Source organism: Pseudomonas coronafaciens pv. oryzae str. 1_6 (assembly GCF_000156995.2).
Classification (GTDB): Bacteria; Pseudomonadota; Gammaproteobacteria; order Pseudomonadales; family Pseudomonadaceae; genus Aquipseudomonas; species Aquipseudomonas tremae.
This window is the reverse complement of record NZ_CP046035.1, coordinates 1,366,501-1,387,017: the sequence shown is the minus strand read 5'-3', so window position 1 is coordinate 1,387,017 and position 20,517 is coordinate 1,366,501. Positions and strand designations below refer to the sequence as shown.

The window sequence follows — 20,517 nt, the reverse complement described above, 5'->3', positions numbered from 1 at the left end:
TTGTTCAAAAGCCAACACGATAAAGACCCGCAGGGCTGCAGGTGACATAACGGGATATGACAGTAGCGCCTGTCGCACAAGCGCTACCTCGTCAATGCACTCAGCGTTTGCGCAGAATCACGCTGCCGATCGAATAGCCTGCGCCGAATGAGCTGAGCACTGCCAGCGCGCCTTTGGGCAGGTCGTCTTGATAGGTGTGAAAGGCGATGATCGAACCTGCCGAACTGGTGTTGCCGTAGGTGTCGAGAATAACCGGCGCTTCTTCGACAGTGGCGTCGCGGCCAAGCAGTTTTTTGACGATCAGATGGTTCATGCTCAGGTTGGCCTGATGCAGCCAGAAGCGCCTGACGTCACTGATGTTGATGCCGTTGTCATGCAGATGCGCGCTGACCAGTTCGGCCACCATCGGGCAGACCTCACGGAACACCTTGCGCCCTTCCTGCACGAACAGTTTGTCCGGTGCATTCTGGCCTTCGTCCGAGGTGCGGTTGAGGAAGCCGAAGTTGTTGCGGATGTTATTGGAAAACTTGGTCAGCAGACGCGTGCTGACGATGTCGAACTGATAAGGCGAAGTGGCCAGGTCTGCCCGCTCGACCACTACCGCAGTCGCGCCATCACCGAAAATGAAATGGCTGTCGCGATCACGGAAATTCAAATGTGCGGTGCAGATCTCCGGGCTGATCACCAGCAAGGCGCGGGCCTGACCCAACTGCACGCTGTTGCAGGCGGCCTGAATACCAAACGTTGCCGACGAACAGGCGACGTTCATGTCGAAACCGTAGCCCGCAACGCCAAGCGCTTCCTGGATTTCGATGGAGATCGCCGGGTAGGCCCGTTGCAGGTTCGAGCACGCGACGATCACACCATCGATGTCTGCCGCAGTCCTGCCCGCGCGCTGCAAGGCCTGTTCGGCGGCTGCAACGCCCATCTGGCAGAGGATCGACCTTTCGTCGTTGCCGCGCTCCGGCAGGTTGGGCTTCATGCGCTGCGGGTCGAGAATGCCCTGTTTGTCCATCACGAAGCGGCTTTTGATGCCCGAGGCCTTTTCGATGAATGCGGCGCTGGACTCGCTGAGCGCTTCTACTTCGCCACGCTCGATGGCAGCAGCGTTGTCGCTGTTGAACTGTGCAACATAGGCATTGAAAGACTGCACCAGCTCTTCGTTGGAAATGCTGTTGGCCGGGGTAAACAGGCCTGTGCCGCTGATGACGACGTTGTGCACGGTCGTTCCTCTTTTATTGGGTTGCAGGTAATGACCTGCTCAGGCACGGCATCTGAAGCCCGCGCTTTATCGGGACAACGTGCCAGTGCAGATGTAAAAGCTGCCTGCAACAACGAGCAGCATTTCATGACACTGTGAAGACAGGCGCGGAGTGTGCCATAGAGCCCGGTTTTGGCGCTATCGGCCAATGAATATCGGCTCGATAGACACATTTCAATAAGCGCCTGCAGAGCTTGGAATCAGCCCTCCACCTGACTCCACTGCTTGCTCAACCGTTTGTCCGACACCGGCATTTTAGTGCCCAGTTGTTGAGCGAACAGCGAGACGCGATATTCCTCCATCCACCAGCGATACAGCGCCAGCTCCGGATCACGCTTGCCTTCCTGGGCATGTTTGTCGGCACGCGCCTGATACTGCGCCCAGAGCCCCGCCAGTTCGATGCTCCACACACGATCCTTCTGCACCTGACCGGGCAGTTTCTCCAGACGCATTTCGATGGCTTTCAGGTAGCGCGGCAGCTCCTTGAGCCAGACCGCCGGGGTTTCCCGCACGAATCCGGGGTACACCAACTTGCCCAGTTGCGCCTTGATATCGTTGAGCGCAACCGCCTGAGACAGGTCGATCTTGCCCTTGAAGCGTTTTTGCAGACCGTGCCACAGCTTGAGGATTTCCAGGGTCAGCTTTGCCAACCGCTCGGCGTGTTCGGTCCAGTCGGCGCGCTTGCGCTCCGCCAGCGACAGCAAGCCGGCCCCATCACGCGGCAACTCGGCTTCGCCTTCCAGTACGCAGCTGTCGAGACTGGCCAGCAGGATGTCCTCGATCAGCGCATCGATGCGCCCCAGCTCGCGGTGCAGCAACGCCAGCTCGGTCTGCCCCGGCAATTTATTGCGCAGGAACTTGGCAGGCTCGGCCAGCTGTTGCAGCAGCAAACGCTGCAAGGCGCGTCGATGCTGGTATTCGGCTTCGGCCTGAGTGGAGAATCTGCCTTCCTTGACCGCGCCGCCCTCTTCGACCAGCGCCGGATACACCGTCATCGAAAGCCCGGCGATGTTCTGCTGCGTCTTCTGCGCCACCGCCGCGAACGCCTTGGCCTGTACCGGCTGCTGGCTTGCGGCGGTTTGTGGCACGGCCAGCGCTGCCTGGCTCGCCTCGGCGAAGCGTGCCGTCAGTTCTGCAAGATCGCGCCCCTCGCCGAGAAACTTGCCGCTGCCATCGACAATTTCCAGGTTCATCTTCAAGTGACCTTCAAGCTGCTGCGCAGCTTCAGCCCAGGCTTCGTCACTGACCCGCACGCCGGTCATGCGCAACAGCTCACGCCCTAGCGCATGAGGGAGGGAACCCTCACCAAAGGTAATGCGCTGCAGGGCCGCCTTGATGAAGTCCGGGACCGGTACGAAATTCTTGCGCACCGCCTTGGGCAGGTTGCGCACCAGCGCTATGCACTTGGTCTCCAGCAGCCCCGGCACCAGCCACTCCAGACGCTCGGCAGGCAGCGACAACAGCAACGGTGCGGGGACACGCAGGGTTACCCCGTCGCGCGGGTGATTGGGTTCGAAGTGGTAACTCAACGACAGGCTCAGATCGCCCAGGCGCAGGGTGTCCGGGTACTGCGCCGCAGTGACTTCGCTGGCCTCGCGGGCCAGCACGTCTTCTTCGCGCATGATCAGCAACTGCGGGTTCTTCTGGCTCTCGGTCTTGTACCAGCTGTCGAAGGTCGCCGTCTGGTGAATCTCGGCCGGAATACGCGCCTCGTAAAAGCCGTACAGGGTGTCTTCGTCAGCCAGAATATCGCGACGGCGGGCTTTGGCCTCCAGTTCATCGAGTTGTTCCAGCAAGCGGGTATTGGCACTCAGGCACTTGGCCCGGGACAGAATATCGCCACGCACCAGGCCTTCGCGAATAAACAACTCACGCGATACCACCGGGTCGATGGGACCGTAATGCACCGGACGACGACCGACCACAATCAGACCAAACAGGGTGATTTGCTCGAACGCGACGACTTGCCCGCGTTTTTTCTCCCAGTGCGACTCGAAATGGTTCTTTTTGATCAGATGCCCGGCCAGCGGCTCGATCCAGTCCGAATCGATCTTGGCGACCATGCGCGCATACAGCTTGGTGGTTTCGACCAGCTCGGCGGTCATCAGCCATTGCGGGCGCTTTTTGCCCAGCCCTGAGGACGGGTGAATCCAGAAACGTCGCTGGCGGGCGCCGAGGTAGTCGCCCTCGTCGGCCTTTTGCCCGACCTGGCTCAGCAGGCCAGACAGAATGGCCTTGTGGAATTTCGGGTAATCGGCCGGTTCCTTGTTGACCGTCAGTTGCAGGTCACGACAGATCAGGCTCAGTTGCCGATGCGAATCACGCCATTCGCGCAGGCGCAGATAATTGAGAAAGTTACGCCGACACCAATTGCGCAACGGACTGGCCGTCAGGGTCTGGCGCTGTTCTTCGAAACCGCGCCACAGATTCACCAGCCCGGCGAAGTCGGAGTCGGCATCCTTCCACTGAGCATGCGCCTGATCTGCCGCCTGCTGACGCTCGGGTGGGCGCTCGCGCACGTCCTGCACGGACATGGCGCTGGCAACGATCAGCACTTCTTGCAGGCTGCCCTGCCTGGCGGCTTCCAGCAGCATGCGGCCCATGCGCGGGTCCACCGGCAAACGTGCCAGCTGGCGACCCAAGGGCGTGAGCTGATTCTCGCGGTTGACCGCAGACAGCTCCTGCAACAGATTGAAACCGTCACTGATCGCCTTGCCATCCGGCGGCTCGATGAACGGGAAGTCGGTAATCTCGCCAAGGCGCAGGTGCAACATCTGCAAAATGACTGCCGCCAGATTGGTGCGCAGGATCTCGGGGTCGGTGAATTCGGGGCGGCCGTTGAAATCCTCTTCGCTGTAAAGACGCACGCACAGACCGGGTTCGACCCGCCCACAACGGCCCTTGCGCTGGTTGGCACTGGCCTGGGAAACGGCCTCGATCGGCAGTCGCTGGACCTTGGCGCGATAGCTGTAACGGCTGATCCGCGCGGTGCCGGTATCGATCACGTAACGAATGCCCGGCACCGTCAAAGAGGTTTCTGCGACGTTGGTGGCCAGCACCACACGACGGCCGGGATGCGACTGGAAGATACGCTGCTGTTCGGCGGGCGACAGGCGTGCGTACAGCGGCAGAATCTCGGTATGCCTGAGCTGAGCCTTGCGCAGCATCTCGGCCGCATCGCGAATCTCCCGCTCGCCGGGCAAAAACACCAGCACGTCGCCAGGGCTCTTGCGCTCGCTGCGTTCGAAGGCAGCAAGCTCATCCAGCGTGGCCAGGATGGCCTGATCGACGGTGAGGTCTTCTTCGACGCTGTTGCCCTCCTCGTCCTGCTCGCTGGTCAGCGGGCGGTACCAGACATCCACCGGGAATGTGCGACCGGACACTTCGATCACGGGCGCATCGTTGAAGTGCTCGGAAAAACGCTGCAGGTCGATGGTTGCTGAGGTAATGATGACCTTGAGGTCCGGGCGACGTGGCAACAGGGTTTTCAGGTAACCGAGCAGAAAGTCGATGTTCAGACTGCGCTCGTGGGCCTCGTCGACGATGATCGTGTCGTAGCGCTCGAGGAAGCGGTCATGCTGGGTTTCGGCCAGCAGAATGCCGTCGGTCATCAGTTTGATCAGTGTGTTGCTGTCGCTCTGATCCTCGAAACGCACCTGGTAACCGACCAGCGCCCCCAGTGGCGTGCCGATTTCTTCGGCAACCCGGCTGGCTACGCTGCGCGCTGCAATCCGGCGCGGCTGTGTATGCCCGATCAGGCCATGCTGACCACGACCGATTTCCAGGCAGATCTTCGGCAACTGAGTGGTCTTGCCCGAGCCGGTTTCACCCGCAATGATCAGCACCTGATGCTTGAGCAACGCCTCTTTGATTTCGTCACGCTTGGCGGCAATCGGCAGGTTGTCGTCATAACGAATCGCCGGCACGCTCTCCCGCCGCGCCGTGGCCTGCGCGCACGACGCCTGAACCCGGGCAACCCATTGCGCGAGCTTCGCCTCGTCAGGCTTCTTGCGCAGCTCGTGCAACTGACGACGCAGGCGATGGCGTTCGCTGATCATCGCTTGGTCGAGGTTTTTCAGGAGTTGGTCGATAGAGGGCGATTCGTCGGTCATCAGGCGCGCAGGGTCTTTTTTCAAATGGCAGATGCGGATTGTCGCAGATTGCGGTGGGTCGTGACGAGACGCGGAGCATCGGCACAAGAATCGGCGGGGCTTGTGCATTGATGATCGCTCCCACGCTCAGCGTGGTAACGCCTTGGGTGACGCTCCGCGTCGAGGCACACTCAAGATCGGACGCGGAGCGTCCGGAAATGCATGCCCACGCTGGAGCATGGGCACGATAATCAGTTGGATGACGTGATGAATAAAGCGCGTGACGGCGAAGGCGGTTTCAGACCCACGACCTTACTTCTTCACACCCAGCTTTTTCAGTTCTTCATCACGCAACTCGCGACGCAGAATCTTGCCGACATTGGTGGTGGGCAGGATGTCGCGGAATTCGACACTGCGTGGCACTTTATAGCCGGTCAGGTTGGCGCGCATATGCTCCATGACCTTGTCCTTGGTCAGCGTGACGCCCGGTTTGGCGACGACAAAGACCTTGATGCTTTCACCCGACTTCTCGTCCGGCACGCCAATGGCCGCGCATTGCAGCACGCCGGGAAGTGTGGCGAGTACGTCTTCCAGTTCGTTGGGGTACACGTTGAAGCCGGAGATCAGGATCATGTCCTTCTTGCGGTCGACAATCCGGATATAGCCATCAGGCTGAATGATCGCGATGTCGCCGGTCTTGAGCCAGCCATCGCTGCCGATCATTTCATCGGTAGCATCCTGACGCTGCCAGTAGCCTTTCATGACCTGCGGGCCTTTGATGCACAGTTCGCCCGTCTCGCCAAACGCCAGCTCGTTGCCGGCATCATCGATGACCTTGCACAGCGTCGACGGCACAGGAATGCCGATAGTGCCCATCTGGATGTATTGAGAAGGATTGACCGTCGCCACCGGGCTGGTCTCGGTCATGCCATAGCCTTCACAGATGGGGCAGTCGGTAACCTGCTTCCAGCGCTCGGCGGCAGCCTGCTGCAAGGCCATGCCACCCGACAGAGTGACTTTCAGTGCCGAGAAGTCGAGGTTGCGAAAGTTCTCGTTATTGCACAACGCCACAAACAGGGTGTTGAGGCCGACAAAACCGCTGAACTTCCATTTCGACAACTCCTTGACCATCGCCGGCAGATCGCGCGGGTTGCTGATCAGGATGTTGTGATTGCCCAGCAGCATCATCGCCATGCAGTGAAAGGTGAACGCGTAGATGTGATACAGCGGCAGCGGCGTGATGAGGATTTCACAGCCCTCATCCAGGTTGGAAGCCATCAATGCCCGACATTGCAGCATGTTGGCGATGAGGTTGCGGTGGGTCAGCATGGCGCCCTTTGCTATACCGGTGGTGCCGCCGGTGTATTGCAGCACGGCAACATCGCTGCTGCCTGGCGCTACTTCGGTAACCGGCTGACCTCGGCCTTTGCCGAGCACTTCGTTGAACCTGATGGCGTGCGGCAGGTGATAGGCCGGGACCATTTTCTTCACGTACTTGATGACGCTGTTGATCACCAGCCTTTTGAGCGGCGACAACATATCGGCCACTTCAGTGACGATGACCTGCTGTATGTGGGTCTTGGGCACGACCTTTTCGGCCAGATGCGCCATGTTTGCCAGGCACACCAGCGCCTTGGCCCCGGAATCGTTGAACTGGTGTTCCATTTCCCGCGCGGTGTACAGCGGGTTGGTATTGACCACGATCAGGCCGGCGCGAATGGCACCGAAGACGGCGATCGGGTATTGCAGCACGTTGGGCAACTGCACGGCGATACGGTCGCCCGGCTGCAGATCGGTGTGCTGCTGGATCCAGGCGGCAAACGCACCGGACAGCTCGTACAGCTCGCCGTACGTGATCGTCTTGCCCAGATTGCTGAATGCCGGTTTGTCAGCGAAACGCTGGCAGGACTGTTTCAGAACCGCCTGGACGTTGGGGTACTCGTCGGGGTTGATATCGGCAGGAATGCCGGACGGGTACTTATCCTTCCAGAAGTTTTCAATCATTCAGCCAGCTCCGTAGCGATCGCGAATTCTACACACCGCTTCGAGCGATGATTTTCTTGTGTCTGGGCTAATCCAGTAGACGCTTTTGCGCTTTATGACTGATCAAAAAGCGCGCCGAGAGTAGCAGCTTTGTAAAAGGCCGCCTAGATGCAATAAAGGGCCTGACAGTCACTAAAAAGACCAGAAAATAAAATCCAGTCATTTTAGAGGCGTTAAGCCTGCGATGACTGATTGAGTGGAAACCCCCGGAGCAGAGGGTTTAGCGCCTTGCTCATGCCATTTGCGAGGCGCTGCCCCGTGCCTGTCGACACTCTAACGTCGCGTCGGAGGGTATAAACACCTTCAGAATAAGGACGATTCCTACGATCAAGCGAGATCTCTGAGCGCCCTTCGCAGTATCTTGCCTACCGGCGTCATGGGCAAAGAGTCACGCAGGACGATTTGCCTGGGGACCTTGTACGCCGTGAAGTTCTCTTTGCAGAAGGTCTTGAGTTCTTCGACACTCACTCCCCCGTCCAGCGGCACTACAAACAGCTTCACCGCCTCTCCGGAGCGCTCGTCCGGCACACCGATGCACGCACAACTGGCGACTTTCGGGTGAGTCATGACCACGTCTTCGATTTCGTTGGGATAGACGTTGAAACCCGACACGATGATCATGTCCTTCTTGCGATCGACGATGCTGACAAACCCGTCGGCTGCGATAACTGCAATGTCACCGGTCTTGAACCAGCCATCGGCATCCAGGCATTCGGCAGTGGCGTCCGGTCGGTTCCAGTAGCCTTTCATCACCTGCGGCCCCTTGATGCACAACTCGCCGCGTTCGCCGAATGGCAGCTCGGCGCCCTCATCGTCAATGATCTTCATGGCGGTGCCCGGCACCGGAATACCGACCGTGCCCAGGCGCGCGAGTGAGCCATATGGGTTGGCGCTGGCGACCGGAGACGTCTCGGTCAGGCCGTAACCCTCGACAATCGTGCAGCCGGTAATTTGTGCCCAGCGCTCGGCAGTCGTTTTGACCAGTGCAGTGCCACCGGAATTGGTGCTTTTCAGCGTCGAGAAATCCAGCTTGCTGAATGCCGGGTGGTTCATGAGCGCCACGAACAGGGTATTGAGGCCCACCATCGCGGTGAATTTCCACTTCCCCAGTTCTTTGATGAAGGCGCTGATATCACGAGGGTTGGTGATCAGGATGTTGTGGTTGCCGCTGAGCGTCATGCACATGCAGTGCGCTGTAAATGCGTAGATGTGATACAGCGGCAACGGCGCAATCATCACTTCGCAGCCCTCTTCAAACGCCAGACCGCCCTCGGGAAGTTGCTGGCGCATGCAGGCATACACCTGCTGCATGTTGGCGACCAGATTGCCGTGGGTGAGCATCGCGCCCTTGGCCAGCCCCGTAGTGCCACCGGTGTATTGCAGCACGGCAACATCGTCCAGCCCCTGCGGGACGACATTGATCGCGCTATTGCGTCCGAGGCGCAAGGCGCGTTTGAAGCCGACCGCCTGGGGCAACTGATAGTCGGGCACGAGCTTCTTGACCTTGTCGACGATGGTGTTGAACAACCACCCTTTAGCCGCCGACTGCATGTCACCCATTTTGACTTCGATCAGGTATTCGATAGCCGTGTCAGGAAGCACTTCCTGCACCAGCTTGCCGAACAGGTTGAGGTACACCAGCGCCCTGGCGCCCGAGTCCTGGAACTGATGGCGCATCTCGCGCGCGGTGTACAGGGGGTTGGTGTTGACCACTATCAGGCCGGCACGCATGGCCCCGAAGACTGCGATCGGGTATTGCAGAAGGTTGGGCATCTGCACCGCAATGCGGTCGCCAGGCAGCAACTGCGTATGCTGTTGAAGATACCCGGCAAATGCTGCGGAATGCCGATCCAGCTCAGCGTACGTCAGGGTTACGCCCATGTTGCTGAACGCGGGGCGATCCGCAAACTTGCGGCAGCTGCGCTCAAAAACATCGATGACCGATTGATAGGCTCGAAGATCCACATCGGCATCAACGCCAGCGGGCCGTTCGTCGGTCCAGAAATCAGCATTCATTATTTTTATCCTCTTCCCTGCATAGGCCTGGCCCGACGTTAGCAGTTAAAACGCATCAGGCAAATCGCCATCCGCGTGGTATCAGCAGCATGAATCTCGTCGCTGTTCAGGCTGCGATCAGCCGCTCGCTATACACTGGCGGGCGGACGCCCGGCAGTCACCATCGCCCCGTAACACTTCAACGCTTCGAGCGCCCTGTTTATCAGCCCGTGGCTTATTATTCACGGCGGATGTGATCCGATGAGTGTCGGCAAACGTCTGACTGATCTTGCCGGTGTATTGGCAGTAGTGAGTCATCAAGTGTTACAAAACACGGTCTATCAAAGACGCGACCCAAGGGCGCGGCTACGCAGGTCGAATCAACCGGCCAGTTTCAATTCTTTTTCATTGTCAGGACAGCCACATGACTCAAGTCACCAACACGCCATACGAAGCCCTTGAAGTCGGTCAGACCGCCAGCTACAGCAAGAAGGTGGAAGAGCGTGACATCCAGTTGTTCGCCGCCATGTCCGGTGACCACAACCCGGTTCATCTGGACGCCGAATACGCATCCAAGACCATGTTCAAGGAGCGTATCGCCCACGGCATGTTCAGTGGTGCGCTGATCAGCGCAGCGGTTGCGTGCGAGCTGCCTGGCCCCGGCACCATTTATATCGGTCAGCAGATGACCTTCCAGAAACCAGTGAAGCTGGGCGACACCCTGACTGTGCGCCTGGAAATTCTGGAAAAACTGCCTAAATTCCGCGTTCGTATCGCCACCCGTGTTTTCAATCAGAACGACGAGTTGGTAGTAGACGGCGAAGCTGAAATCCTCGCCCCTCGCAAACAGCAGACTGTCGACCTGACCGTGCTGCCAGAGATCACGTTCGGCTGATACTGAACGCGTGCGCGTGTCCGGATGGCACGCGCCCAAGGCTAGCTTTTCGCCTGAATACCAAAACTCATGATCCAGCCGGAACTCTTTTCCTGTGTCTTCCACTCAGGCAACGAGTACTACTTTGTTAGCCGGGATCAAGAATTTTTATTCCCACAGGCGGGAAACCAGTCATGAATATGATCAACAGAAACTATTATCCCGTCTCCGGACTGTCGAACCAAAGCATCACTCCAGAGACCGACGCTCACCCGCCAGCCGATCTGGAGCCCGGCCATACTGGCAATCAAGTCGATTTCAGCCCGCCGCAACGTGCAACGGCGTTGCAGTCACCACTTGATACAGCCAGCTCTCGCGCTAGACCGGCCTCTTCAAACACGCCAGAAAGCGCCACTGGCCTGTTACTGAACAAGCTCGTCGAAGCCATTCGCAACATTCTCAAAGACCTATTTCCAAAATCGTCGGCACATCCACAAGACGGCTCGACGCATTCGCCTGCGCAGTCACGAGGCGAACAGGCACCAAACGCTTCCCAACCGTCATCGTCGCCTTCGACAACGGCCCCCGCATCACCCTCAGCTGCCCAGGGCAAAACAGAAAAGCCTTTCGTGGTGCAGAACGACCCAACAGCGGACAAAACTGCGACGCTGCCTGAAAAAACCGCAGGGGCGCCTTCTGATACGTCGAATAGGCAACTCAAGGCTGCTGATAAAACGCAGGACACGCCTGATGCGTCGGAGACGTCAGCCACGGCACCCGCACAGCTGAAAACGTCAATGTCTGCCGTCGACAGACCTGACGCGGCAGAAAAGGTGGCAAGGCCCGCAACCTCTGCCGCTCATGGCCCTGGGGCGGATATGTCGGGCATGCTCGGTTTCGCCAAGGAAGCAAACACCACCGGCGGCAACAATGGCGAAGTCGTCACCGTCAATACCGTGGCGGACCTCAAGAAGAATATGGAAGACGACACCGCCCGCACTATTCGCCTCGGCGCCAACCTGACCGCCGACAGCAAAGTAACCATCAACTTCGGTGCCAATAAAACCCTGCTGGGCACCGACAAGGGCAACGGCCTGCATAACATCTATCTGGCCAGTGGCAAGAACGCAGGCAATGACATTTTTCAGAACCTGAACTTCACCCATGACAGCCGTTACCGTGAAAACGGCGACATGCAAATGTTCATCAGCAGTGGCCAGAAATACTGGATCGACCACAACACCTACACCGGCACCAAGGATCAGAACCCCAAAGGGTTGGACAAACTTCTGTACGTTGGCGGCAAGGCAGATAACGTCACCCTGACCAATTCGAAATTCCAGAACAACGAGTATGGCGCGATTTTCGGCCAGCCAGACGATTCGGCAGCTGCCAAGGCCGAGTACAAGGGTTACCCGCGAATGACCATCGCCGACAACGTTTTCAGCAACCTTGATGTTCGCGGACCCGGTCTGTTTCGTCAGGGAGAATTTGACGTATTCAACAACTCGATCGACAAATTCCACCTCGGTTTCACTGCAACCGGGAACGCGACCATCCTGTCGCAGGCCAACTATTTCAGCAACGGCGTCGATGTTTCTCACAAGGCAAGTAATCGCGGCGTGCTGGATGACTATGGCGATGCGCACTTTAAGGACATCGGCAGCAATGTCAGCTTCACTCAGAAATCATCTACGACCGAATGGACGCCGAGCTACAACCGCGACATCAAGACGGCGCAAGAAGCGAGAGCCTATGACCAGGCCAATGCAGGCGCCAAAGCTCTGAGCTGACGGTATCCGGAAATCAACGAGGCTTCCGGCACACAGACGAAAAAAAGGGCGACCGAAGTCGCCCCAAGTGCCTTGCGTGCCCATTGCTTGCCGACGCCTGCGTGGTCGCCGACGTTGTTTTCGATGGACTGAGAGTAAACCGGAATGTGCAGAGGCGAGTTGACCCAGGTCAGTTGTTCGCCTGTCAGGCGAGACCAGAGCACGGATCAGATAAAAAAGGACATAGACGGGGTCAGCGCTTTTTGGGCTTTTTCTTGGGTTTCTTGCTGCTCAACGGCATCGCCTGCTCGAAGGCGTTGCGCACTTCGTTGAGGCGCTTGTCGTTGAGATCGTGAACGCGCTTGGCGCGCTCGGTACCCAAGTCGATCAGTTTTTCATCGTCGTTCATGGTTTGCCGCTCTCGAACACGGGAATCAGCACCAATAATGCTTAATCGCATCGGGCATGACCAGCGCAGATCCGGCGATTATCGCGATCAGACCTGAATATCGACCCATATGCCCTGGCGTGGCTCGTCATCGATGAGCGGTACGACAGGCACGGTGTTGTCGGCATTCAGCGAATCGCCAGGAACCACAAGCCCTTCATAAGCCTCAGGTTCTTCATGACTGCGACCATGCTGCTGTTGCTGACGCTGCTGCTCTTCACGCAACAGCAATGCACTGCGTTCAGTATCTTCATTGTGCAGGTCGATGGAGGTCTCGTTGGAACTCTCCTGTACCGGCGCGACAGGCGGGATGTCCGGCATGCGCTTGGCCGGGTCCAGCTGTGATGTCACGGGCACCACACTTAACGGAAGCATAGGTTGCAGCATGGTTTATATCCTCTTATCGGGGTTTCGGCCGTGCGCAGGGCAACTTGAACCGACATGAAACAGGTTGCATTAATTTATGGTCTTTTTGGACTGCCATAAGTGAAATAAGTGTCATGGAACTTAAAATCAGGTAGCGGCCGGCCGACAACCCGAGGTTTTTTCACGCCACCTTTGGTCTTCGGGGCGCGTTCCGTTAACATAGTCAGCTTTTTCAAGCGGGAGACAGGCAGCATGGCGCAGCAGTATCAACCGGGGCAACGCTGGATTAGCGACAGCGAAGCCGAGCTGGGTTTGGGCACCGTTCTGGCACAGGACGGCCGCTTGTTGACCGTGCTCTATCCGGCCACTGGCGAGACTCGCCAGTACGCACTGCGTAATGCACCGTTGACGCGTGTGCGTTTCTCACCGGGCGATGTGATCACGCACTTCGAAAACTGGAAAATGACCGTTCGCGAAGTCGACGACGTCGATGGCCTGTTGGTCTATCACGGCCTGAACGCGCAAAACGAAGTGGTCACGCTGCCAGAAACCCAGTTGTCGAACTTCATCCAGTTCCGCCTGGCGACCGACCGTCTGTTCGCGGGCCAGATCGACCAGCTGTCCTGGTTTTCGCTGCGTTACAACACACTCGAGCACACCAGCCGCCAGTTGCAGTCCTCGCTCTGGGGCCTTGGCGGGGTGCGGGCTCAACCTATCGCGCACCAGTTGCACATCGCCCGGGAAGTCGCCGACCGCATTGCGCCGCGCGTATTGCTGGCCGACGAAGTGGGCCTTGGCAAGACCATCGAAGCCGGTCTGGTCATTCATCGCCAATTGCTGTCGGGGCGCGCCAACCGTGTGCTGATTCTGGTTCCGGAAAACCTTCAGCATCAATGGCTGGTGGAGATGCGCCGCCGCTTCAACCTGCAAGTTGCATTGTTCGACGCCGAGCGCTTTATGGAAAGCGATGCCGGCAATCCGTTCGAAGACACCCAACTGGCGCTGGTTGCGCTGGAGTGGCTTGTCGAGGACGAAAAGGCTCAGGACGCTCTGTTCGCGGCTGGCTGGGACCTGATGGTGGTCGACGAAGCGCATCACCTGGTCTGGCACGAAGACAAGGCCAGTCGCGAATATTCGCTGGTCGAGCAACTGGCCGAAGTCATTGCCGGCGTGCTGCTGCTGACCGCAACCCCTGAACAACTGGGTCAGGACAGCCACTTCGCACGTCTGCGCCTGCTCGACCCCAACCGTTTCCACGACCTTAAAGCCTTCCGTGCCGAGAGCGAAAACTATCGCCCGGTGGCCCAGGCCGTCCAGGAACTGCTCGACAAGGGCAAATTGTCTCCGCAAGCCCAGACCACCATTCATGGCTTCCTCGGTGCTGAAGGCGATGCCTTGCTGGCCGCAGTCAATGACGGCGACGACGAAGCCAAGTCGCGCCTGATTCGCGAGCTGCTCGATCGTCACGGCACCGGCCGCGTGCTGTTCCGCAACACGCGTGCCGCCGTGCAGGGCTTTCCGGAGCGCAAGCTGCACGAATACCCACTGCCCTGCCCGGTCGAATACCTGGAGTTGCCGGTGGGCGAACACGCCGACCTTTACCCTGAGGTAAGCTTCCAGGCGCATTCGGAGGTCAGCGAAGAAGAACGCTGGTGGCGTTTTGACCCGCGCGTCGACTGGCTGATCGATACCCTGAAGATGCTCAAGCGCGTCAAGGTACTGGTCATCTGTGCCCACGCCGAAACCGCGATGGATCTGGAAGACGCGCTGCGTGTGCGCTCCGGTATTCCGGCCACGGTGTTCCACGAAGGCATGAACATCCTCGAACGCGACCGTGCCGCTGCCTACTTCGCAGACGAAGAATTCGGCGCTCAGGTACTGATCTGCTCGGAAATCGGCAGTGAAGGCCGCAACTTCCAGTTCTCCCATCACCTGGTTCTGTTCGACCTGCCGTCCCACCCGGATTTGCTGGAGCAGCGCATCGGTCGTCTGGACCGGATCGGCCAGAAGCACACCATTGAACTGCACGTGCCGTTCCTCGAAACCAGCCCACAGGCGCGCCTGTTCCAGTGGTATCACGAAGCGCTCAACGCCTTCCTCAACACATGCCCGACCGGCAACGCCTTGCAGCACCAGTTCGGCTCGCGCCTGCTGCCCCTGCTGGAAAGCGGTGACGATGACGAATGGCAAAAGCTGATCAATGAAGCACGTGCCGAGCGCGAGCGTCTCGAGAGCGAGCTGCACACCGGCCGCGACCGCCTGCTGGAACTCAACTCGGGCGGCGCCGGTGAGGGCGAAGCGCTGGTCGAAGCGATTCTCGACCAGGACGATCAGTTCAGCCTGCCTATCTACATGGAAACCCTGTTCGACGCGTTCGGCATCGACAGCGAGGACCATTCGGAAAACGCCCTGATCCTCAAACCGAGCGAAAAAATGCTCGACGCCAGCTTCCCGCTGGGCGACGACGAAGGTGTGACCATCACCTACGATCGCAACCAGGCGCTGTCCCGCGAGGACATGCAGTTCATCACCTGGGAGCACCCGATGGTTCAGGGTGGCATGGACCTCGTGCTGTCCGGTTCGATGGGCAACACGGCCGTCGCACTGATCAAGAACAAGGCGCTCAAGCCGGGCACCGTACTGCTGGAGCTCATCTACGTCAGCGAAGTGGTCGCGCCGCGCTCATTGCAGTTGGGCCGTTACCTGCCTCCTGCTGCCCTTCGCTGCCTGCTTGATCCAAACGGCAATGATCTGTCGAGCCGCGTGTCGTTCAACACCCTGAACGACCAGCTCGAAAGCGTGCCTCGCGCCAGCGCGAACAAGTTCATTCAGGCACAACGCGACCTGCTGACCCCGAGAATCAACGCGGGCGAAGAGAAAATCACACCGAAACACGCTGAGCGTGTGGCCGAAGCGCAGCGCCGTCTGGCAGCCGACACTGAAGAGGAGCTGGCCCGTCTGACAGCCTTGCAAGCGGTCAACCCGACCGTGCGCGACAGCGAACTGGTTGCCTTGCGCGCCCAGCGTGAACAGGGCCTGGCCATGCTTGAGAAAGCTGCACTGCGTTTGGAGGCGATTCGGGTACTGGTCGCAGGTTGAGGCCTAATAACCCATCGCCAGGCCGACACAAAGGCCGAGCTTTCAGGACAGGGCTCGTTCACGAGCCCGTTTGTCCCTTTCTCGTTGTTTACGTAAGCAGGACGCCGAAATGCTATCTGCCTGTAAACGTTGGTAAAAACAGCGAACAAGTGATGGCCTTTTATAACTATTCGTTATTGAAGACATATCAAAATGACAGCTCATTTGGCTGGCAGGTTGCAAACAGGCTCTATACTCACCCGGAATCGCCAGGCCTTCAGCCTTGGCGCCCTGGTAGTGAACAATAGGGCACGCTATGGAGTGGCTGGGTTTGAACATGTTCGCCGGCCTGCCGGCTGACGGACAAGTACTGATTGATTGCAGTCATAATATGTTCCTCGTGGCACTGGCCTATGGCGTGGCCTGTGCTGCCTGTTTTGCGACGCTCGACATCGCCGACCGCGTTATCCAGGTCGAGGCCGTAAGAAGCCGTCGCCTCTGGAAGGCGCTCGGTGCGCTGTGCCTTGCGGGCGGTGTGTGGGCCATGCACTTCATCAGCATGCTTGCATTTCAGGCGCCGCTGACCATTGCCTATGACCTGACCGTCACCCTGATGTCACTGCTGGTAGTGCTGGTCACTGCCCTGGTCGCGATCAAAGCCCTGACGGTCCCTACGCTCACCACCCAACGCTGCCTGCTCAGCGCGGTGGTCATGGGCATCGGCATTGCCATCATGCATTACCTGGGCATGTCAGCCATGCGGTCCGCCGCTACCCAGCACTACGAACCGAAGATGTTCGCGCTGTCCATTCTGGTAGCCATTCTGTCCAGCGTGGCGTTGCTGACCTTGTCCCGTCACCTGCGCCAGCACAGCGGCATGTTCCACCAGATGTTCCGTTACGGGGTCAGCCTTCTGCTGGGCGCGGGCCTGCTGACCATGCACCTGATGGGCATGCGGGCGTTGCGGCTGGTCATGCCTGAAGGGGCGCCGCTGCACATTCCAAGCACTGAAAACAGCCAGCAACTGGGGCTTACCATCGCGGTCATCACGCTGTTGATCATCGCAGGGAGCATCAGCGCGGCGATGGCCGACAAGAAGCTGCAAGGCAAGGACCACGACCTGAAGCGGGTCAATGCACTGCTCAGCCAACTGGATCAGGCGCGCGTCTCGCTGCAGCAGGTGGCGCACTACGATCCTTTGACCAACCTGATCAACCGACGCGGTTTCAATCAGATATTTGCCGAAAAACTGCTGGAGCATGCCCATACCAGCGTCCTGCTGGCGGTGATGTTTCTGGACATAGACCACTTCAAGCGCATCAACGACAGCCTGGGCCACGACGCCGGGGACGAACTGCTCAAGGTGATTGCGGAGCGCATCCGCAGCGCAACCCGGGTTCAAGACGTGGTCGCGCGTTTCGGTGGTGACGAGTTCTGCATCCTGTTGAGCGTTCCGGACTACGAAGAGGCTCGGCATCTGGCTCATCGGGTCATGCACCGGATGAAAGACCCTATCGGCCTGGCGGGACGGCGCATGGTGATGACCACCAGCATCGGCATCGCCGTGTTCCCGCGTGACGGGTCATCCTGTGACGAATTGCTCAAGCATGCCGACCTGGCGCTCTATCAATCCAAGGGCAACGGGCGCAACAGGGTCAATTTCTTCAGTCCGGCACTCAAGACCAAAGCCAGCCTGGAGCTGCACCTTGAGGAAGAGCTGCGCAACGCCTTGCGCGAAGAGGCGGGTCTGCAGGTCTACTACCAGCCGATCATCGACCTGCAAACCGGCCACGTCGCCAAGCTGGAAGCCCTGGTGCGCTGGAATCACCCGCAACACGGTCTGCTGACGCCTGATCGCTTCATCAGCATTGCCGAGGCCAACGGCCTGATTGCCGAACTCGACAACTGGGTGCTTCGCCGTGCCTGCCATGACCTCGGCACATTGCGTAGCGAGGGGCTGGACCCGGTGATCATTACCGTCAACTGCTCGGCGCTCAACCTGAGCCGTGACGAACTGGTAGACGAAGTCCGGAAGGCGCTGGCCGACGCGAATGCAGCACCGGGACGGCTCGAACTGGAGGTCACCGAAAACGCCCTAATGGGCAACATCAGCAACACCATCCTGTTGCTCAAGCAGATTCGCAGCCTGGGGGTATCGTTGTCGATTGACGATTTTGGCACGGGCTATTCATCACTGGCTTACCTCAAGCGTCTGCCGCTGGACACGCTGAAGATCGACCGGTCCTTCATTGTCGATATCCCCGAGTCTCCTCAGGACATGGAGATTGTGCAGGCCATTATCGTCATGGCGCATACACTGCGCCTCAAAGTCGTCACAGAAGGCGTTGAATCCCAGGCGCAATTGGATTTTCTCAGCCAGTTCGGCAGCGATTACGTGCAGGGCTATCTGTTCAGCAGGCCGCAGCCACTGGAACGAATCATCCCTTTCGTCAAACAGATGAATGAGCGCGAACCCGCCAGCCGATGGCCGACGCTGCCCATGCCGCAACAGGATGGCGAGCATCCGAAAGGCCTGGACGCAGTTACCGACCTTTCCGATTCAGATGACTTTTCAAACCGCGGACAGATTCGTCACTGAATGTTCCCAACAGGCGGCCTGAGCACCCTGATCGAGACCACCGCACCTGCGTCAGATGATGTGGCTTTATGCTACGCAGGTGTACCTGCAGTTACCTTCCCACCCACTCAGCAAGAGGCATGCGCACTTTATTGGTGCAGCGATCAATCTGTCGCCCTGTTCTGGATCAATATCCAAGGGGCCACTACTACCGCCCAGAGCAACGGATCGGTCTCTACCAGCTCAAGCGCCTTGGTTTCAGACACCTTGCCAACCCGCCCGTCAGTCAGCCACGCAGACACCCTGGCTGCATCATTTTCGGCCACGGCTTCTGCGACTTCGATCAGATCCAGAGGCCGCTCGACCCACAACAAAGTGCCCTTGGCAAAGAATGGTTGCAATTCAGTCCAGGTGATTGAGGCGGTTTCGCCAAGCAGTTTGGCATAGAGGGTGCTAGGTTCTTGCGTCATGGGTTTCACCAGAAAGAAAATCGGTGCAATGATACCGCCGACTTTCCCACCGGCAAGCCCAGATGAAGGTGACGGGTTGCAACGAAATGCAGCTAACCCGATGGTTCTGAAATGATTTCAGGCACTTGATCGGTTGGATTGTGTAACTTTCTTTCGATTACGCGACACGCATCGGTTTGTCCCCAAATGCCTGACTATCCAAGCCAACGAGCAGCGCTCTAAACTGTTCCGGTACAGTTGGCGGCGTGGGAAAACCGGTGATCGAATCCGGTCCTGGAGCCTTGGCCATCAGGATTATAAAAACTACAACGCAAGAGTGGAGCATCATGACTAAGGGTACCAATAAGCTTTCCAGGCTGTTTGCCGCACTGGTTATGGCGGGGGTTGCCAGCCATTCGTTCGCAGCTGACACCATCAAGATCGGCATCGCCGGCCCCAAGACCGGCCCTGTTGCCGAATACGGCACCATGCAGTTCAATGGCGCCAAGATGGCCATCGAACAGATCAACGCCAAGGGTGGCGTGGATGGCAAGCAGCTTGAGGCAGTCGAGTACGACGATGCCTGCGACCCGAAACAGGCCGTTGCAGTTGCCAACAAAGTCGTCAACGACGGCGTGAAGTTCGTTGTCGGCCACCTCTGCTCCAGCTCCGCCCAGCCAGCGTCCGATGTTTACGAAGACGAAGGCATCATCATGGTCACCCCGGCCGCTACCAGCCCGGACCTCACCGCCCGTGGCTACAAGCTGGTGTTCCGCACCATCGGCCTGGACAGCGCCCAGGGCCCTGCCGCCGGCAACTACATTGCCAAGGTCGCCAAGCCGAAAATCGTTGCCGTCATTCACGACAAGCAGCAATACGGTGAAGGTATTGCCACCGCCGTCAAACAGACGCTCGAAAAAGACGGCGTAAAAGTCGCACTCTTCGAAGGCATCAATGCTGGCGACAAAGACTTCTCGTCGCTGATCGCCAAGCTCAAGCAGGCCAACGTCGACTTCGTTTACTACGGCGGCTACCACCCTGAGCTGGGCCAGATCCTGCGCCAGGCCAAGGAAAAAGGTCTGAACGCCAAGTTCATGGGCCCTGAAGGCGTGGGCAACGATTCCATCTCGCAGATCGCTGGCGATGCATCCGAAGGCCTGCTGGTCACCCTGCCGAAATCCTTTGATCAAGACCCGGTCAACCAGGCGCTGACCGAAGCATTCAAGGCCAAGACACAGGACCCGAGCGGCCCGTTCGTGTACCCGTCCTACTCCGCAGTCCAGGTGATTGCCGACGGTATCACCGCTGCCAAGTCCGAAGACACCACCAAAGTGGCAGCGGCCATCCATGCCGGCACGTTCAAGACGCCGATGGGCGAACTGAGCTACGACGAGAAAGGCGACCTGAAGAACTTCCAGTTCGTGGTCTACGAGTGGCACTTCGGCAAGCCGAAGACCGAAGCCACTCAGTAAGCTGCCTGCATCAACCCTCAAAGCCCACTGCCAGCGCAGTGGGCTTTGTTTTACGAATCCAGGCCCGTTCGCACCTTCTGTGAAGAGAGT

Annotated in this window: 12 protein-coding genes; 5 read left to right on the top strand and 7 right to left on the bottom strand. The window is 58.6% G+C overall.

Features of this window, described 5'->3' with window-relative positions:
* Positions 1 to 100: 100 nt before the first annotated feature.
* The 4 genes from POR16_RS06205 to POR16_RS06185 all read right to left on the bottom strand — a co-directional run bounded on the left by POR16_RS06205 (position 101) and on the right by POR16_RS06185 (position 9,411).
* On the bottom strand, positions 101 to 1,222 hold the full coding sequence (locus POR16_RS06205) for a beta-ketoacyl-ACP synthase III (RefSeq protein ID WP_005889469.1): 1,122 nt from the start codon (positions 1,220 to 1,222) through the stop codon (positions 101 to 103).
* A 239-nt stretch (positions 1,223 to 1,461) separates the two neighbouring features.
* Positions 1,462 to 5,373, bottom strand: coding sequence for an ATP-dependent RNA helicase HrpA (hrpA, locus tag POR16_RS06200; protein ID WP_122381069.1), 3,912 nt, complete (start codon positions 5,371 to 5,373; stop codon positions 1,462 to 1,464).
* Between the two features lie 291 nt (positions 5,374 to 5,664).
* A complete protein-coding gene (fadD1, locus tag POR16_RS06190; RefSeq protein ID WP_024669274.1) occupies positions 5,665 to 7,356 on the bottom strand; it encodes a long-chain-fatty-acid--CoA ligase FadD1 in 1,692 nt (563 codons plus the stop codon).
* A 366-nt stretch (positions 7,357 to 7,722) separates the two neighbouring features.
* Positions 7,723 to 9,411 (bottom strand): long-chain-fatty-acid--CoA ligase, encoded by a 1,689-nt coding sequence (locus POR16_RS06185; protein ID WP_122381068.1) that lies wholly within the window; start codon positions 9,409 to 9,411, stop codon positions 7,723 to 7,725.
* A gap of 403 nt (positions 9,412 to 9,814) precedes the next feature.
* On the opposite strand from POR16_RS06185, the gene POR16_RS06180 reads away from it, so the two are divergent.
* The gene (locus tag POR16_RS06180) at positions 9,815 to 10,285 is read left to right on the top strand and encodes a MaoC family dehydratase (protein ID WP_005889461.1); all 471 of its coding nucleotides are present in this window, start codon (positions 9,815 to 9,817) and stop codon (positions 10,283 to 10,285) included.
* Positions 10,286 to 10,458: 173 nt separating this feature from the next.
* Complete coding sequence (locus POR16_RS06175) at positions 10,459 to 12,057, top strand: pectate lyase family protein (protein WP_005889459.1); 1,599 nt, start codon at positions 10,459 to 10,461, stop codon at positions 12,055 to 12,057.
* 232 nt (positions 12,058 to 12,289) lie between these two features.
* Here POR16_RS06175 and POR16_RS26245 read toward each other — a convergent pair whose 3' ends face one another.
* Positions 12,290 to 12,445, bottom strand: coding sequence for a hypothetical protein (locus POR16_RS26245; RefSeq protein ID WP_005889457.1), 156 nt, complete (start codon positions 12,443 to 12,445; stop codon positions 12,290 to 12,292).
* Between the two features lie 87 nt (positions 12,446 to 12,532).
* Positions 12,533 to 12,871, bottom strand: a complete 339-nt coding sequence (locus POR16_RS06165; protein WP_005889456.1) for a hypothetical protein — start codon at positions 12,869 to 12,871, stop codon at positions 12,533 to 12,535.
* Between the two features lie 231 nt (positions 12,872 to 13,102).
* Between POR16_RS06165 and rapA the strand changes: the two genes are divergently transcribed.
* Together rapA and POR16_RS06155 are read left to right on the top strand one after the other, a co-directional pair.
* Positions 13,103 to 15,949: an RNA polymerase-associated protein RapA gene (gene rapA / locus POR16_RS06160; RefSeq protein ID WP_005889454.1), complete on the top strand. Its 2,847-nt coding sequence runs from the start codon at positions 13,103 to 13,105 to the stop codon at positions 15,947 to 15,949.
* Between the two features lie 295 nt (positions 15,950 to 16,244).
* Positions 16,245 to 18,527 (top strand): putative bifunctional diguanylate cyclase/phosphodiesterase, encoded by a 2,283-nt coding sequence (locus POR16_RS06155; RefSeq protein ID WP_122381067.1) that lies wholly within the window; start codon positions 16,245 to 16,247, stop codon positions 18,525 to 18,527.
* 143 nt (positions 18,528 to 18,670) lie between these two features.
* Here POR16_RS06155 and POR16_RS06150 read toward each other — a convergent pair whose 3' ends face one another.
* Complete coding sequence (locus POR16_RS06150) at positions 18,671 to 18,976, bottom strand: DUF2288 domain-containing protein (RefSeq protein WP_005889449.1); 306 nt, start codon at positions 18,974 to 18,976, stop codon at positions 18,671 to 18,673.
* 326 nt (positions 18,977 to 19,302) lie between these two features.
* On the opposite strand from POR16_RS06150, the gene POR16_RS06145 reads away from it, so the two are divergent.
* Complete coding sequence (locus POR16_RS06145; RefSeq protein ID WP_122381066.1) at positions 19,303 to 20,427, top strand: branched-chain amino acid ABC transporter substrate-binding protein; 1,125 nt, start codon at positions 19,303 to 19,305, stop codon at positions 20,425 to 20,427.
* Positions 20,428 to 20,517: the final 90 nt, after the last annotated feature.

Coding starts and splice junctions, on each gene's coding strand:
- hrpA (WP_122381069.1), bottom strand. CDS start 5,373: ATGACCGACGAATCGCCCTCTATCGACCAACTCCTGAAAAACCTCGAC.
- fadD1 (WP_024669274.1), bottom strand. CDS start 7,356: ATGATTGAAAACTTCTGGAAGGATAAGTACCCGTCCGGCATTCCTGCC.
- POR16_RS06185 (WP_122381068.1), bottom strand. CDS start 9,411: ATGAATGCTGATTTCTGGACCGACGAACGGCCCGCTGGCGTTGATGCC.
- POR16_RS06180 (WP_005889461.1), top strand. CDS start 9,815: ATGACTCAAGTCACCAACACGCCATACGAAGCCCTTGAAGTCGGTCAG.
- POR16_RS06175 (WP_005889459.1), top strand. CDS start 10,459: ATGAATATGATCAACAGAAACTATTATCCCGTCTCCGGACTGTCGAAC.
- POR16_RS26245 (WP_005889457.1), bottom strand. CDS start 12,445: ATGAACGACGATGAAAAACTGATCGACTTGGGTACCGAGCGCGCCAAG.
- POR16_RS06165 (WP_005889456.1), bottom strand. CDS start 12,871: ATGCTGCAACCTATGCTTCCGTTAAGTGTGGTGCCCGTGACATCACAG.
- rapA (WP_005889454.1), top strand. CDS start 13,103: ATGGCGCAGCAGTATCAACCGGGGCAACGCTGGATTAGCGACAGCGAA.
- POR16_RS06155 (WP_122381067.1), top strand. CDS start 16,245: ATGGAGTGGCTGGGTTTGAACATGTTCGCCGGCCTGCCGGCTGACGGA.
- POR16_RS06150 (WP_005889449.1), bottom strand. CDS start 18,976: ATGACGCAAGAACCTAGCACCCTCTATGCCAAACTGCTTGGCGAAACC.
- POR16_RS06145 (WP_122381066.1), top strand. CDS start 19,303: ATGACTAAGGGTACCAATAAGCTTTCCAGGCTGTTTGCCGCACTGGTT.